Raw genomic sequence first — 15,363 nt, 5'->3', positions numbered from 1 at the left:
CAATAGGCAGCGTGTTCCCGCGAAGGCCGGAACACGCTGCCTATTAGCGTTCCTTGGTCGCGCTGAATTTCACCTTGGGGTGGCGTTCCTGCTGATAGCCTACGTCCCATGCGCTGCGGGCCATGAACACCAGATCGCCGTCGCGGTCCTTGGCCAGGTTCGCGCTGTTGAAGCCGACGAAATCCTTGACCGCCGTTTCGTCGCCGCTGATCCAGCGGGCCGTGTCGAAGGGCGAGGGTTCGAGGCCCGCCGCGACCTTATATTCCGCGTCCAGCCGGGAAATCAGCACTTCAAGCTGGAGTTGGCCGACCACGCCGACGATCCAGTTGCTGCCGATTTCGGGGTAGAAAACCTGAATCACGCCTTCTTCGGACAGGTCGTCCAGTGCCTTGCGCAATTGCTTGGTCTTGGTCGGGTCTTTCAATTGCACCCGGCGCAGGATTTCGGGGGCGAAATTGGGCAGGCCAGTGAAGCGCAGGCCGGGCTTTTCACTGAGCGTATCGCCCACGCGCAGCGCGCCATGATTGGGGATGCCGATGATGTCGCCGGGAAAGGCTTCGTCGGCCAGTTCGCGGTCCTGCGCGAAGAAGAGGATCGGCGAATGGACCGCAAGCGGCTTGCCCGACCCGCTCGGCGTCAGTTTCATGCCGCGCCGGAATTTGCCCGACACCAGCCGCATGAAGGCGATGCGGTCGCGGTGCATGGGGTCCATATTGGCCTGCACCTTGAAGATGAAGCCAGTGACTTCGCTGCCTTCCGGTTCGACCGGGGCGGGTTCGGCCGGTTGCGCGCGCGGCGGCGGGGCGTGGGCGGCGAGCGCGTCGATCAGTTCGGTGACACCGAACAGCTTGAGCGCGGAGCCGAAATAGACTGGAGTCAGGTCGCCCTGCCGATAACGGTCGAGGTCGAACCCCGCATAGCCGCCCTGCGCCAGTTCCGCTTCCTCACGCAGCCGGTCCAGCGCGCGGGGTGAGAGATAATCAGCCAGGCGGGGATCGTCGATGCCGGTAAATTGCTGGCGGGTGCCGTCAAATTCCTTGGACGGGCCGGTCGGCTGCATCAGGCGGTTGGTGGCGAAATCGTAAATCCCTTCGAACTCGCCGCCCATGCCGACCGGCCAGCCCATCGGGCAGACGTCGAGCTGCAACTGGTCGGCCACTTCGTCGAGCAGGCCAAAGGTTTCGCGGCCTTCGCGATCCACCTTGTTGACGAAGGTGATGATGGGCAGGTTGCGCAGGCGGCACACCTCGAACAGCTTGCGCGTCTGCGGCTCGATGCCCTTGGCCGCGTCGATCACCATGACGGCGGAATCGACGGCGGTCAGGGTGCGATAAGTGTCCTCGGAAAAATCCTCATGCCCTGGCGTGTCGAGCAGGTTGAAGGTGATGGTTTCGCCATCGCGCGTCCGCTCGAACGTCATGACCGAGGAAGTGACGGAAATGCCGCGCTGCTGCTCGATCTTCATCCAGTCCGACCGGGCGCGGCGATTCTGCCCGCGCGCCTTGACCTCCCCCGCCAGATGGATCGCCCCGCCTTCCAGCAGCAGCTTTTCGGTCAGCGTGGTTTTACCGGCGTCAGGGTGGGAAATGATCGCGAAAGTGCGGCGGGATGGGATGGTCATCAGGTCAATCTATCTGGTTCGTTTGTCCCCGCGCAGGCGGGGATCCATCTCCCGACGGTGCGGCAGGAGGTGGGGTTGGGAGATGGATTCCCGCCTACGCGGGAATGACGGGAAAAAATAGGGGTCAGTCCTCCGTCAGCGTCACGTCCATGCGGAAGCTGCGCGCGTCGCCCGGCAGCAGCGCCATGATCCCCTGCTTACCCCACACGTCGCCGTCGAACCCGACCAGATCGGCCATGCCCGCCCAGGGTTCGACGCACAGATAATGGGCGCCCGGTTTCTGCCACAGGCCCAGCCAGGGCGTGTCGGGAAAGTCGATCTTCAGACGCGGCTGGCCCGGCACGCCCCAGAGCAGCGAGCGGCTGTTCAGCGTATCCCAGATCAGCGCGTCGCCATCGAACATCGCATGGGTCGGGGCGAGCGTGTCGCCTTCGACCGGGGAAGGCACTGCGTCATGGGCGATGAGGCCGGGTTCCGCGCCGACCTTGCGAATGGGGGCGGGTTCAGGTTGCGCGAATACGATGCGGTGGTCCGCCACTTCGCCGCCATAGGGCAAGGGCCAGGCGAAGGCGGGGTGATAGCCGAAGGAAAAGGGCATGGCCGCTTCGCCCCGGTTGGTCACGGTCGCGGTCATGTGGAGCGTCGCACCCGCCAGCGCGAAGGCCATGTCGAGGCGGAAATCGAACGGATAGACGGCGCGGCTGTCGGCGTCCGCCTCCAGCCGGAACAGGACATGGTCGTCACCCTGTTCGACCAGCGTGAAGTCGCTGCGCCGGGCAAAGCCGTGCTGGGGCATCGGATAGTCGCGACCGTCGAGCCGATACATGTCGCCGCGCGACCGGCCGACGAAGGGGAACAGCAAGGGCGCATGGCTGGTCCACCAGCGCGGATCGGCATCGGTCATCAGGCTGCGTCCCTGCCCGTCGCGCAATCCCGTCAATTCCGCGCCGCGCGGGTGGATCATGGCGCTCAGGGCGTCGGACGCGATGCGGATCGGCATGTCTGTCATCTTGGGCTGTCTCCCGTTGCTGGCGTTTGCGCATTAACCGCAGGCACGCCCCTTGTCGCCTCCCTTGCCGGAATCGTTACGGATGGGAACCCAAGGGGGGCGTCGCTGGTTAGGCGCGGCGGGAGGACCATGACGATGAAATTATTGACGACTGCCCTGTTCGTGCCGCTGCTGCTGTCCGGCGCGGCCTTTGCGCAGGACGCGGAAAAACCCCGCGACGATACGATGCGCAAGGCCGGGACGATCGCGACCCAGCCCGCGCGCGACATCGGCATCGACAAGGATGAGATTCCGGCCGTGCTGCTGAAAGCCGTGGAAAACCCCTATGCCACGCCGCCTTCGCGCACATGCAAGGGGCTGACGACATCGCTGGGCGAACTGAACGCGGTGCTGGGGGAAGATTTTACCGTCGGCGCAAAGGCGAATGAAAATCGCACCGGCAAGATCGCCGAAGCGGTGGGCAAGACGATCGTCAATTCGCTGATCCCGTTTCGCGGGCTGGTGCGCGAAATCAGCGGCGCTGCGCCGCAGGAACGGCGTTTGCAGGCGGCAGTGACGGCAGGCGTCGCCCGGCGCGGCTATCTGCGCGGAATCGCGGCGACCAAGGGGTGCAGAATCACAAGCTGATTGATATTTTAATGGCCTACCCCATTCGGGGTATGCGCGGGTCAGGCGCGCACCATAAGCATGAGGCCGTGGCAGTTTCACTGCCCGCTGGCGGCCGGGACATACGCGACCCATGACCTGGCCGTCAGCACCGCGCTTGGCTTTTGGCAGGTGCGTGCTTTCATGCTAAACCGCCGCCGAATATAAGTGGCGAGACACGCGATGAACGACCTGACCCAGACTCCTGAAATGCTGATCGCCATGATGGGCGCGCGCGCACGCCGCGCCGCGCAGGTGATCGCGCAGGCGAGCGATGCGCAGAAAGCCGATGCGCTGCGCCGCGCGGCGCAGGCGTTGCGGGATCAGGCACCGGCGATCATTGCCGCTAACGCCCGCGACATGGAAAATGCCGCCGCCAACGGCCTGTCGCCTGCCATGCTGGACCGGCTGAAGCTGGACGCGGGGCGCGTTGCCGCGACCGCCGATGGCGTGGATCAGGTCGCTTCCCTCGCCAATCCGCTGGGCGCAGTGATCGACCAGAGCGTGCGACCCAACGGGCTGGAACTCAGCCGAGTGCGCGTGCCGCTGGGCGTGATCGGCATCATCTATGAAAGCCGCCCCAATGTGACGGCGGATGCGGCGGCTTTGTGTCTGCGCGCGGGCAATGCGGTCATCCTGCGCGGCGGCAGCGAGGCGCGGGAGAGCAATCGCGCCATCCTGACCGCGATGGTCGAGGGAATTGTCGCCGCTGGCCTGCCGGTCGATGTGGTGCAACTGGTGCCGACGACCGACCGGGCGGCAGTGGGCGCATTGCTGCGTGCGTCGGAATTTATCGACCTGATCGTGCCACGCGGCGGCAAGAGCCTGGTCGCGCGGGTGCAGGACGAAGCGCGGGTGCCGGTACTGGCGCATCTGGACGGGATCAACCACAGCTATGTCGATGGCGCGGCGGACCCGGCGATGGCGCGGCAATTGGTGGTCAATGCCAAGATGCGCCGGACGGGCGTATGCGGATCGACCGAAACGGTGCTGATCGACCGCGCCTTTGGCGACGCGCCTGCGTTGGTGAAGGCGCTGCTGGATGCGAAATGCGCGGTGCGCGGCGATGAGGCCGTGATGGCGATGGATGCGCGCGTCACGGCGGCGAACGAAGCGGACTGGGACACCGAATATCTCGACGCGATCGTGTCGATCCGGCTGGTCGACGGTGTGGACGAAGCGATCGCGCATATCGCCGCCCATGCCAGCCACCATACCGACGCGATCATCACCGACGATGGCGCGACTGCCGAACGCTTCCTGAACGCGGTGGATAGCGCGATCGTGATGTGGAACGCATCCACCCAATTTGCCGATGGGGGTGAGTTTGGGCTGGGCGCGGAAATCGGCATTTCGACCGGACGGCTGCACGCGCGCGGGCCGGTGGCGCTCGAAGGGTTGACGACGTACAAGTGGATCGTGCGGGGGACCGGGCAGGTCCGGCCGTAAGTTCCAACCGTCATGCCAGCGAAGGCTGGCATCTCGCTTCTCTTGGCATCGCGTTTGAAGAAAGGGAGATCCCAGCGTTCGCTGGGATGACGGGTGAAGGACTTACCCCTTCACCACTTCATCAATCGCTTTCAGCTTGTCCAGCATCGGGCCGACCCAGTCGAAGGGTAGCATGACCGGGCCGTCCGACGGCGCATTGTCGGGGTCTTGATGGGCTTCGGCGAAGATGGCGGCGACGCCGGCCGCCACGGCGCTGCGGGCGAGCAAGGGCGCGAATTCGCGCTGGCCGCCCGATGCGGTGCCGAGGCCGCCGGGTTGCTGCACTGAGTGCGTCGCGTCGAACACCACGGGATAGCCGGTTTGGGCCATGGTCGGCAGCGCGCGCATGTCGCTGACCAATGTGTTGTAGCCAAAGCTCGCACCGCGTTCGGTCAGCAGGATGCGATCATTGCCGGTGGAGGCGACTTTCTGCGCCACCGCTGCCATGTCCCATGGCGCGAGGAACTGGCCCTTCTTGACGTTGATGACCGCGCCGGTGCGCCCGGCGGCGAGCAGCAGGTCGGTCTGGCGGCAGAGGAATGCGGGGATCTGGAGAATGTCGACTGCCTGCGCCACGGCCTCTACCTGACCGGCATCATGCACATCGGTCAGGACGGGGCAGCCCAGCATCGCCCTGACCTCCGCCAGGATCGCAAGGCCAGCGTCGAGGCCGACGCCGCGCTGGCCCGATACGGATGTCCGGTTCGCCTTGTCGAAGGAGGATTTGAAGATGAACGGCACGCCTGCCTTGGCCGCGATGCCGTGCAACGTTTCCGCCGAAAACAGCGCATGGTCGCGGCTTTCGATCTGGCAGGGGCCGGAAATCAGGACGAAGGGCAGGTCGTTGCCGAAGGTGACGGGACCGACGGACACATGTTTGGGACTGGTCGCTTGTTCAGGAAGGGTCATGGCGCTCATTTGGGCGCTTTTGCAAAACGCCGCAAGAGTTGCCCGCGCCATGGTCCCTTGCCCGGATGATAGTTCCAGCAGAACCAGCCAAAGGTCAGGCAGGCGATCAGCGAGGGCAGCGCCATCGGGTCGCCATTGCCGCGCATATGGCGGTAAAAGGCCATGTCCGCGCGCCAACGGTCCCGTTCGCTGCCGCCGCCATTGATGCCATAGGCATTGTCATGTTTGCGACAACCGATGTTTCGGTTGTATTTGCGATGGTCTATGAAATAGCAGTAATCGCGTTCGGGTGTGTTCATGCCCCGATTAGGGCTGTGTCAGTGCAAAAGTTCAAGCGTAAAGTCTTTTACCTCGGCGGTTTCGATCCGCGCGGCGTGCGTTTCTATCACCAGCTCTATCGCGAACAGGCGGCGCGCTATCATGCGCTGACGGGGGAAGATGTGACCGTGGGCGGACGCCGCGCCGGGCCTGCCGGGGCGGTCGTGTCGACGCAATGGGACGTGGTCAACGAGACGGCGGGCGTTGCGGTCGATTATGAATATCTGCGCTGGGAAGATTTGATCGCCAAGGTGTGGATTCGCAATCCCCTCCCCCTCGCCCTGCGTGCGGCGCGGGCCTATTGCGGCCATGCGCGTTTCATGCAGTTCGGGCGGATGCGCAGGCTGCGGTCCGGGCCGGTCATCACCATTCTCTATCCGCCTGCGTTCGCAGTACTGATACCGCTGCTGCTGGCGTTGATTCCGGCTTTGTTGTTGTCGTTGATCCTGCCCTTCTGGGTCGGGGCGCTGGTCGGTATCGGCATCAGTGCGCTGCTGTCCGGGCGATTGCTGGCCAAGCTGGTGGTGCCATGGTTGTTGCGGTTCATGACCTATCATGGGGCGCTCGCCGCGCAGGGACCGGGGGCGGAACTGGACGCGCGGCTCGATCAGTTTGCCGCGCGCATCGCAGCGGAACTGGACGGCGACTGGGACGAGGTGCAGATCGTCACGCACAGCGCAGGCACCATATTGGGCATGAGCATATTGCGCCGTGTGTTTGCGTTGCGAAATGCGCCGATGCCCAACCATGCGGTCATGGTGGGCATGGGGCAGGTGGTGCCGGTGATCGGCCTGCGCCGCGACGCGGGATGGTATCATGCCGATCTGGCGGCGCTGGCGGACAAGGCGTTCCGCTATGTCGACATATCGTCCCCGCCCGATGGCGCGGCCTATTATAACGTCAATCCGCTGCGCCTTGTCGCAGACAGCCACGCCGCGCGGGTGGACATGCTATCGCCGCGCTTTCACCTGTTCTACCAGCCGGAAAATTATCATGGCGGCTGGTCCAACAAATATGAGGCGCATTTCGACTATCTGCGCGTGGGCGACCGGCTATCACCGCTCGATTTCATCAGCCTGACCGCTGGCCCGCGCACCGTGGACGATGCCGTCGCTGCCTTCAGGACGATCCCGTGACCGATCTTTTCACGCCCCCCTATCCGCAGCCGCCGCGCACCAAGCGCGGCCTTGTCAAACGCTTCCTGCGCGGCTGGCATAGCTGGATCCATGTGCTGTTCGACAAAAGCTATACGATGAAGATGGGCGAGATTCGGATGCCCGGCCAGACCATGTATATCGCCAATGAACTGACCCTTGTGGACCAGATATTGCGCGGCGGCACCGCATTTCCCAAGCATCGGGAGTTGGTCCGCAACCTCGACCCGCTGATCGGCAATTCGGTGTTTTCCGCCAATGGCGCGGATTGGGAAAGCCAGCGGGCGATGGTCAATCCCGCCTTCGCCCATACCGCGCTCAACCGTTCCATGCCGTTGATGGTGGGCGCGGCGGACGATTTTCTGGCGCGGCTGGACGCGGCCGACCCCGCGCGCCCGATCGACATCGACCCGATGATGACGCATGTGGCAGCCGACATCATATTCCGCACTTTGTTTTCGCAGACGCTGGACGAAGCGCGATCCAACATCATTCACACCGCGTTCGGCAAGTTTCAGCGGCTGGCCCACAGCGCATCGATGCTGCGCCTCTACGGCATCCCGGCGGGCTGGTTCGAAAAGCGGTCGCACGGTCCCGCCCGCGCGATTCATGACGTGTTCCGCCCGATCGTGGAGGCGCGTTATGAAGGCTTTCATGTTCGTGGCGAAGCGCCGCACCGCGACATATTGCAGTCGCTGATCGAGGCGAAGCATCCCCAGACCGGCGAACCCTTCACCTGCGCACAGGTGATGGAGCAGGTGTCGACCATATTTCTGGCGGGGCATGAAACATCGGCCAGCACGATGACCTGGGCGCTCTATATGCTGGCGGAATGCAAACATATTCAGGACCGGGTGCGGGACGAAGTTTCAGAGATAGCGGGCGATGACGTGCTGAGCGCCGCGATGCTGAAAGATATGGGGCAGTTGCGCAATATCTTCCGCGAAACGCTGCGCCTCTATCCCCCGGTTGCTTTCTTTCCACGCGAAGTCACTTGCCCGATGCCGATGCGCGACAAGCAGTTGGAGGAAGGGGCGATGCTGGTCGTCGCGCCATGGCTGACGCAGCGGAACAAGGATAATTGGGCCTGCCCCCACGCCTTCGACCCCGACCGCTTCGACGATCCGGCCAATGCGGAGATGACCAAGCAAGCCTGGTTCCCGTTCGGGCGCGGCCCGCGCGTGTGCGTGGGTGCGGGCTTTGCGCAGCAGGAGGTGATGACGGTGATCGCGTCGGTCGTGCGGCGTTATCGGTTGAGCGTGCCGGCGGGGTTCAAGCCCGAACCGATCAGCCGCCTGACCATCCGCCCGCGCACGGGGATGAGGTTGCTGTTTGAACGGGTCACACATCCTTAGTTGTAATCATAGTGGTGGAGAGGGCGCGTCCTGACGAGAGCGTGACACCCCTCCGTCTGGCCTTCGGCCAGCCACCTCCCCTGCAAGGGGAGGATGTATCACAGGACCGCCAGTTCCTCCTCCGGCGCGACGTCGACCATCGTTTGCAGGCTCTGGCCCGCGCCGCCCACGAACAGACCGTCCATCGGCGCGACGTCGGCATAGTCGCGGCCCATGGCGACGAACAGATGGCCGTTGCCGGTGATGACGCCATTGGTGGGATCGAAACCGATCCAGCCGCGCGTCGGCCCGCACCACAGCATGACCCAGGCGTGCATCGCATCCGCCCCCACCAGCCGCGCCATGCCCGGCGGCGGATCGGTGCGCAGATAGCCGCTGACATAGGCGGCGGGCAGTCCCGCACAGCGCAGCGCGACGACCATGACATGGGCGAAATGCTGACACACGCCATGGCGCGCGGCAAAGGCGTCGGCGACCGGGGTGGCCGCGTCGGTTGCGCCGGGGCTGTAGCGAAAATCGGCCTTGATGCGGCAGGCCAGGTCCAGCGCGGCGGCGATGACGGGGCGATCGGGGGCGAGCATGATGTGCGCCCATGCCCCAATATCGGCCAGCAAGGGCGCGCGCGAGGAGGCGTAGAGATAGTGCGCCGGTGCCGCCGGTCCCATGCCCCGGTCCAGCAGCGCAGCCTGCGCCACCATGGCAATGGTGGGATCATCGGCCTGCGGCGCGGGGGGCGCGCTGTCCTGCACACCGGCGCGGAAGCGGCTTTCGATCGTCAACTGGCGGATCGGGCTTTCGATCACCAGCCGGGCGACCTGCACCGGCCAGCCGCCGGGCCGCGCCTGCATGATCGCGGGCGCGGGGTCGACGTCCAGAGCATAGTCCGCCGTCCACTGGCCGGGCCAGGGTGCCGGTTGCAACCGCACGTTGAACCGGGCGAGCCGCACCGGACTGGCATAGCGTATGATGGTGCGGTGGCGGACATGGTAGATCATGACAGCAGGTCCGCGCCGTCGGGCTTTTCCGCCTTGCGCAGTTGCAGGAAATAGCGCTGGCCGATGGCGTCGGACAGGGTGAGCAGGCGCGATTCCACGTCCGCTATATCGCCGATCGTCAGCATGTCGCCAGTCAGCGGGGCAAGCCGCGCGACCAGTGCATCGGCCAGCCGCCGGGGTTCTTCGGGCATCCCGTCACCGCGCAGCACTGGCAGAGCGGCGACATGATCCGCCAGCCGATGCGCCTGATATGTGATCGCGCGCGGATTATGCGGTTCCAGCGCGACGAGATCGCGCACCGGAGCCAGCGCCGGGCCGGTCAGGTAGCGGGTGCGATAGCTGATCTGGCTGTCCTGCAAATCGAGCAGCACGGTCAGGTCGTCGGCGCTGGCCCAGTCGCTGCCGAACAGAGTGACGAGGCGGCAGCCATTGATGGCGCGCTCCATGCGGCGACCCATGTCGTGGAAGCGCCAGCCTTCGGTCCGGCCCATATTTTCCGCCGCGAGGCCCGACAGCGCCGAAATCCGTTCGATCATGCGCGATGAAGCGTCGAGCAGCGTGTCAGTGACGGCACCGTCAAAACGGGGCAGCGGCAGGCGCACCAGTCGCCAGAAATCGCTGGCCAGCCGGTCGCGCAGCCCTTCGCCGATATTGCCGATCCGCCCCATCAGCGACCGGACGCTGCCGGTCATGCGCGCATTGCCCAGCGCGTCGGCGCATAGCGGGCCAATCGCCCCGCCCCCGCCGGGCGCTGCGCCCCACAGGACAAGCTGATCGACCAGCCGCGCCATGGTGGGGGAGCCAAGCGAAGGGCCAAGGTCCGCCTCGATCGAGCCGCCGACGATGGCGCGCACGATGCGCAGCGTCATTTCCGCCCGTTCGATATAGCGGCCCAGCCAGTAGAGATTGTCCGCCGCCTTGGCAGGCAACATCCCGCCGATCCGCCGGATGGCGGGCGTGCCGCCGATGAGCGTGTCGGGCGGCACTGCCTGGCCATCGACCACGCACATGTCGGCGGACATGTCCCCCTGCCCCATCAGCGCAGCGCGAATGTCGCCATGCCCGGCCAAGCGCGCGAACGCGCCGGGCATCACGCGCCACGCGCCCGCTTCATCGCGCGCCACGAACAGGCGCAGCGTGAAGGGCAGCGGCGTCAGCCGTCCATCGACGATGGCAGGCGTGGTGGACAATTTCACCACTTCCTGCCCCACATAGTCCATTGGCCGCCGCGTCATCGCGTCGATCAATGCCGCGCGCCGGGTCGTGTCGAGCGCGGAACCCGCCGTGAAGCGCGCGTCGGGCAGGCCCGCGACATCGCGGTCGAACGCCGATCCGATCAGCAGGCTGTCCAGCCGTCCCAGAACATGGTCGCGTTCCTTGCCCTGCCCGCACCACCATGTCGCGATATTGGGCAGGATCAGGTCCGCGCCCAGCACCGCCTTACTCAGTTGCGGCAGGAAAGCGGCAAAGGCGCGCGATTCGATGACCCCTGCGCCGGGCCAGTTGCCCACCACCAGCCCGCCATTGGCGCAGGCGTCGAACAGGTCAGGCACGCCGATGCGCGATTCGCGGTCGAAGGCGAGCGGGTCGATGAAGCGGCTGTCCATCCACCGCCACAGCCCGTCGATGCGTTTCAGCCCCTGTATCGTGCGGACGAACAATTGCCCGTCGGTGACGATCAGGTCGTCGCCTTCGACCAGCAACAGGCCCAGATAGCGGGCCAGATGCGCCTGTTCGGCATAGCTTTGGTTGAAGCGGCCCGGCGTCAGCAGGCCGATGCGCGGGTCCGACCGTTCGCAATCGGCCGCGAGGCCACGCCGCAACTGCGCAAAGAAAGGCGCGAGGCGGCGACTGTTCAGCGCGCCCAGCAAATCGCCGGTAGCGCGCGACAGGGCCAGCCGATTTTCCAGCGCATAGCCCATGCCGACCGGGGTGCGCACACGGTCGGCCAGCACGCGCCATTCGCCATTGGGTCCGCGCCCGATATCAGCGGCGTAGAAATGCAGGTGATGGCCGCGCGGTGGCGGCGTGCCGGTCATCACGCGCCAATAATGCGGGCTGCCGGTGATGACGCCGGGCGGCAGATTGCCGTCGCTGACCAGTGATCCGGTGCCATAGATGTTGGCGATCACCTGTTCCAGCAGTTCGGCGCGCTGGGTCAGGCCGCGTTCGATATGCGTCCATTCGTCCGCACCGATCAGCAACGGCACCGGGCCGAGCGGCCATGCCCGTTCCTGATCGTCCCCGGTCAGGCGAAACGCCATTCCCAGGTCGATGGCCTGCCGCGCGACATGATCGGCCAGCGTGGCCGGGTCGCCCTGCGCCTGCACAGACAATCGGTCCAGCATCGCGCGCCAATGCCCGGCCATGTCCGGCGCGGCGTCGGCGAACAGGTCGCCACGCGGCGCAGCGGCAATATAGGCGTCGGCCCAGTTGTCGCCGCCAAGCGATGGCGCCGGGGCGTCGGCCACCATCACGCGCCCGGACGCGGCAACCGCAGGTCCAGCGTCATCGGAAATTCGCTTGGCCGTTCGGCGGGCGGCATGTCGACCGGGCCGGGGGTGTGGCCATAATCCTGAAAGCGCGCCTTGCGCCGGGCTTCGGCTTCATAACCGTTGATCGGCAGCGTGTCGTAATTACGCCCGCCCGGATGCGCGACATGATAGACGCACCCGCCCAGCGACCGCCCGCTCCAGCTATCCAGCACGTCGAAGGTCAGCGGCGCATTGGCGGGCAGATTGGGGTGCATACAATTGGCGGGCGCCCATGCCTTGTACCGCACGCCACCCACGCCTTCGCCGGGGACGGAGGTTGCCGTCATCGGCACCTGTCGCCCGTTGCAACTGACGATATGCCGCCCGGCTACCAGGCCGGTGGCGCGGACCTGCAACCGTTCGGTCGAACTGTCGACATAGCGCACCGTCCCGCCGATCGCCCCGGTTTCACCCAGCACATTCCATGGTTCGAGCGCATGGCTGATTTCCAGCCCGACGCCACCGGCATCCACGCTGCCATGAATGGGGAAGCGGAACTGGCGCTGCGCTTCGAACCAGTTGGGGTCGAAATCATAGCCTGCGCCGCGCAGGTCGGACAGGATTTCGAGGAAATCGGCCCAGACGAAATGGGGCAGCATGAAACGGTCATGCAGCGCCGTCCCCCATCGCACCAGATTGCCCTGTTGCGGTTGCCGCCAGAACCATGCGGCGAGCGCGCGGATCAGCAATTGCTGCGCCAGGCTCATGCGTGCTTCGGGTGGCATTTCGAACCCGCGAAACTCCAGCAGCCCCAGCCGCCCGGTCGGGCCATCGGGGGAGAACATCTTGTCGATGCAGATTTCGGTGCGGTGGGTGTTGCCCGTCACATCGACCAGCAGGTTTCGGAACAGCCGATCGACCAGCCACGGAGGAGGCGAAGCGCCTTCGCCCGCGAACGGGTTTGGCACCTGCGCCAGCGCGATTTCCAGCTCATACAGGCCATCGTGCCGCGCTTCGTCGATGCGCGGTGCCTGGCTCGTCGGGCCGATGCACAGGCCCGAAAACAGGTAGGAGAGCGAGGGGTGCCGCTGCCAGAAAAGAACGAAGCTTTTGAGCAGGTCGGGCCGCCGGATGAAGGGCGAATCGGTCAATGTCGGCCCGCCCAGCACGATATGATTGCCCCCGCCGGTGCCGACCGACCGGCCATCGACCATGAATTTGTCGGCGGTTAGCTGGCACTCGCGAGCATGAGCGTAAAGCTGTTCGGTGATCGACACCGTCTCGTCCCAGCTGGCGGCGGGGTGGACGTTGACTTCGATCACGCCGGGGTCGGGCGTGGCTTTCAGCACGGCGATGCGCGGGTCGGGCGGGGGCGAATAGCCCTCGATCCGCACGGGGATGTGCAGCGCTTCGGCGGCGGCCTCAACCTCCGCGATCAGTTCCAGATAATCTTCCAGCGCCTGCACCGGGGGCAGGAATACCGACAGATAATGGCCGCGCGGTTCGACCGTCACGGCGGTGCGCACCGCTCCTTCGATAATGACCTGTTCGACTCGTTCCTGCGCCGCTGCGCCGCCTTCCGGCCCGGCGACTCGCTGCGACTGTTGCGCGCGCACTTCCTCGACGCTGGCTTGGCTCACCACCTGCGCGCGGAAATCGGCCAGCGGCTCGCGCGGCTCGCTGGTGTCGCGGGGGTGGATATAGGGGTAATCGGACGGCGGCACATAGGGCAGCGACCCCAGCGGCAGGCGATAGCCCAGCGCCGAATCGCCCGGCACCGCGAACAGCTTGCCACGCCGCAACTGCCAGATTTCGCTTTGCCAGCGGGGCTTGGCGACCTGGCTCTGCCAGCGCTGCACCGGCAGGACATAGCCAACCGGCTGGTCGAGGCCACGCTCGAACGTCTTGACCATGCGCGCGCGCGCTTCGGGATCGCTGATCTTGGGATCGTCCGTCGTGGCGTTGACCGGCAGGTCGGCTTCCTTGAGCGACCATACCGCCGGATCTTCATAGACCGCATGGGTATATTCGTCGGAAAAGCCCATATTCCCGGCCATATGGCCAAGGAAAGCGCGGGCGTCGTCGGGAGTCACCGTCCGCGCGCCGTCGGGCGCATCGTCGGGCGCGATCAGGCTGTCGTCGCGCCAGATCGGCGCGCCATCGGTGCGCCAATAGACGGCATAGGCCCAGCGCGGCAGGCTTTCGCCCGGATACCATTTGCCCTGCCCGTGATGCAGCAGGCCGCCCGGCGCGAAGGTGGCGCGCAGCTTGCGGATCAGCCGGTCGGCATAGGCCGCCTTGGTTGGGCCGACCGCATCGCCATTCCATTCTTCCGCGTCGCCGCCGCATTCCGCCACGAAGGTCGGTTCACCGCCGATGGTCAGGCGCATATCCTGTGCCGCCAGATCGGCGTCGACCTTTGCGCCGAGCGCCATCACCGCGTCCCATCGCGTGTCGGTGAACGGCTTGGTGATCCGCACCGCTTCGGCGATGCGGCTGACATTCATGGCAAATTCGAAATCGACTTCGGCAGGTTCGGCCATGCCGCTGATCGGCGCGGCGGACTTGTAGTGGGGCGTCGCGCAGAGCGGAATATGGCCTTCGCCCGCAAACATGCCGCTGGTCGCGTCCAGCGCTACCCAGCCCGCACCCGGCACATAGGCTTCGGCCCAGGCGTGGAGGTCCACCACGTCCTGCGTCACGCCCTTTGGCCCCTCGATCGGTTCGACGTCGGCGACCAGCTGAATCGAATATCCCGACACGAAGCGCGCGGCAAAGCCCAGCCGCCGCAGCAACTGCACCAGCAGCCAGGCCGAATCGCGGCACGACCCGGTGCCGATTTCCAGCGTCTCCTCCGGCGTCTGCACGCCCGCTTCCATGCGGATGACATAGCCGACCTGTTGTTGCAGGCGGCGGTTCACTTCGACCAGGAAATCCACGGTGCGGCTGGTAAAGCCATCATATTGCGCGACCATCGCGTCGAACATCGTCCCTTGCGGTTCGATGTCGAAATAGGCGGCCAGATCGGTCTTCAGCTGATCGTCATAGGCGAAGGGATAAGTCTCCGCATAGGGTTCCACGAAGAAATCGAACGGGTTGATGATGTCCAGATCGGCCAGCAGATCGACCTGAATACGGAAATGATCGACCGGATCGGGAAACACCACGCGCGCCAGCCAGTTGCCATGCGGATCCTGCTGCCAGTTCAGGAAATGGTTCGCCGGTTCGATCTTCAGCGCATAATTGGGGACTTTGGTCCGGCTATGCGGTGCCGGGCGCAGGCGGATGACCTGTGGCCCCAGGCGGATCGGGCGGTTGTAGCGATAGGCGGTGAGGTGATGGAGCGCGGCTTTGAGCATGACTGCGATCAAACGCTACCGCTTGTTGCAATGCAA

At 65.4% G+C, this 15,363-nt stretch carries 11 protein-coding genes; 4 read left to right on the top strand and 7 right to left on the bottom strand.

The annotated features are described in order from the left end of the window. Positions 1-43: 43 nt before the first annotated feature. Complete coding sequence (locus tag SPBM01_RS19745; protein WP_188063165.1) at positions 44-1,621, bottom strand: peptide chain release factor 3; 1,578 nt, start codon at positions 1,619-1,621, stop codon at positions 44-46. A 124-nt stretch (positions 1,622-1,745) separates the two neighbouring features. Continuing rightward, positions 1,746-2,630: an aldose 1-epimerase family protein gene (locus SPBM01_RS19740; RefSeq protein ID WP_188063164.1), complete on the bottom strand. Its 885-nt coding sequence runs from the start codon at positions 2,628-2,630 to the stop codon at positions 1,746-1,748. A 135-nt stretch (positions 2,631-2,765) separates the two neighbouring features. On the opposite strand from SPBM01_RS19740, the gene SPBM01_RS19735 reads away from it, so the two are divergent. Further along, positions 2,766-3,257 carry a hypothetical protein gene (locus tag SPBM01_RS19735; RefSeq protein ID WP_188063163.1) on the top strand — a complete coding sequence of 164 codons (492 nt, stop codon included), beginning with the start codon at positions 2,766-2,768 and terminating at the stop codon, positions 3,255-3,257. Between the two features lie 201 nt (positions 3,258-3,458). Continuing rightward, positions 3,459-4,724, top strand: coding sequence for a glutamate-5-semialdehyde dehydrogenase (locus SPBM01_RS19730; protein WP_188063162.1), 1,266 nt, complete (start codon positions 3,459-3,461; stop codon positions 4,722-4,724). A gap of 102 nt (positions 4,725-4,826) precedes the next feature. Here SPBM01_RS19730 and kdsA read toward each other — a convergent pair whose 3' ends face one another. Both kdsA and SPBM01_RS19720 read right to left on the bottom strand, forming a co-directional pair. Then, the gene (kdsA, locus tag SPBM01_RS19725; RefSeq protein WP_410483065.1) at positions 4,827-5,672 is read right to left on the bottom strand and encodes a 3-deoxy-8-phosphooctulonate synthase; all 846 of its coding nucleotides are present in this window, start codon (positions 5,670-5,672) and stop codon (positions 4,827-4,829) included. A 5-nt stretch (positions 5,673-5,677) separates the two neighbouring features. Continuing rightward, positions 5,678-5,971 carry a hypothetical protein gene (locus SPBM01_RS19720; protein WP_188063160.1) on the bottom strand — a complete coding sequence of 98 codons (294 nt, stop codon included), beginning with the start codon at positions 5,969-5,971 and terminating at the stop codon, positions 5,678-5,680. Between the two features lie 21 nt (positions 5,972-5,992). Here SPBM01_RS19720 and SPBM01_RS19715 point away from each other — a divergent pair, with 21 nt between their 5' ends. Together SPBM01_RS19715 and SPBM01_RS19710 are read left to right on the top strand one after the other, a co-directional pair. After that, on the top strand, positions 5,993-7,126 hold the full coding sequence (locus tag SPBM01_RS19715; protein ID WP_188063159.1) for a hypothetical protein: 1,134 nt from the start codon (positions 5,993-5,995) through the stop codon (positions 7,124-7,126). Then, positions 7,123-8,499: a cytochrome P450 gene (locus tag SPBM01_RS19710; protein ID WP_188063158.1), complete on the top strand. Its 1,377-nt coding sequence runs from the start codon at positions 7,123-7,125 to the stop codon at positions 8,497-8,499. Before SPBM01_RS19715 ends, SPBM01_RS19710 begins: the two co-directional genes overlap by 4 nt. A 98-nt stretch (positions 8,500-8,597) precedes the next feature. Here the strand turns inward: SPBM01_RS19710 and SPBM01_RS19705 are convergent, their stop codons facing one another. From SPBM01_RS19705 to SPBM01_RS19695, 3 genes are read right to left on the bottom strand one after another with little or no spacing between them, the layout of a single operon-like run. Continuing rightward, positions 8,598-9,494 carry a transglutaminase domain-containing protein gene (locus tag SPBM01_RS19705; protein ID WP_188063157.1) on the bottom strand — a complete coding sequence of 299 codons (897 nt, stop codon included), beginning with the start codon at positions 9,492-9,494 and terminating at the stop codon, positions 8,598-8,600. Then, a complete protein-coding gene (locus SPBM01_RS19700) occupies positions 9,491-11,968 on the bottom strand; it encodes a circularly permuted type 2 ATP-grasp protein (RefSeq protein WP_188063156.1) in 2,478 nt (825 codons plus the stop codon). The genes SPBM01_RS19705 and SPBM01_RS19700 overlap by 4 nt, the downstream gene beginning before the upstream one ends. After that, positions 11,968-15,327: a DUF2126 domain-containing protein gene (locus SPBM01_RS19695; protein WP_188063155.1), complete on the bottom strand. Its 3,360-nt coding sequence runs from the start codon at positions 15,325-15,327 to the stop codon at positions 11,968-11,970. Before SPBM01_RS19695 ends, SPBM01_RS19700 begins: the two co-directional genes overlap by 1 nt. Between the last annotated feature and the right edge of the window lie 36 nt (positions 15,328-15,363).

The organism is Sphingobium sp. KCTC 72723 (assembly GCF_014280435.1).
Classification (GTDB): domain Bacteria; phylum Pseudomonadota; class Alphaproteobacteria; order Sphingomonadales; family Sphingomonadaceae; genus Sphingobium.
This window is presented reverse-complemented; position numbering and strand designations above follow the sequence as displayed.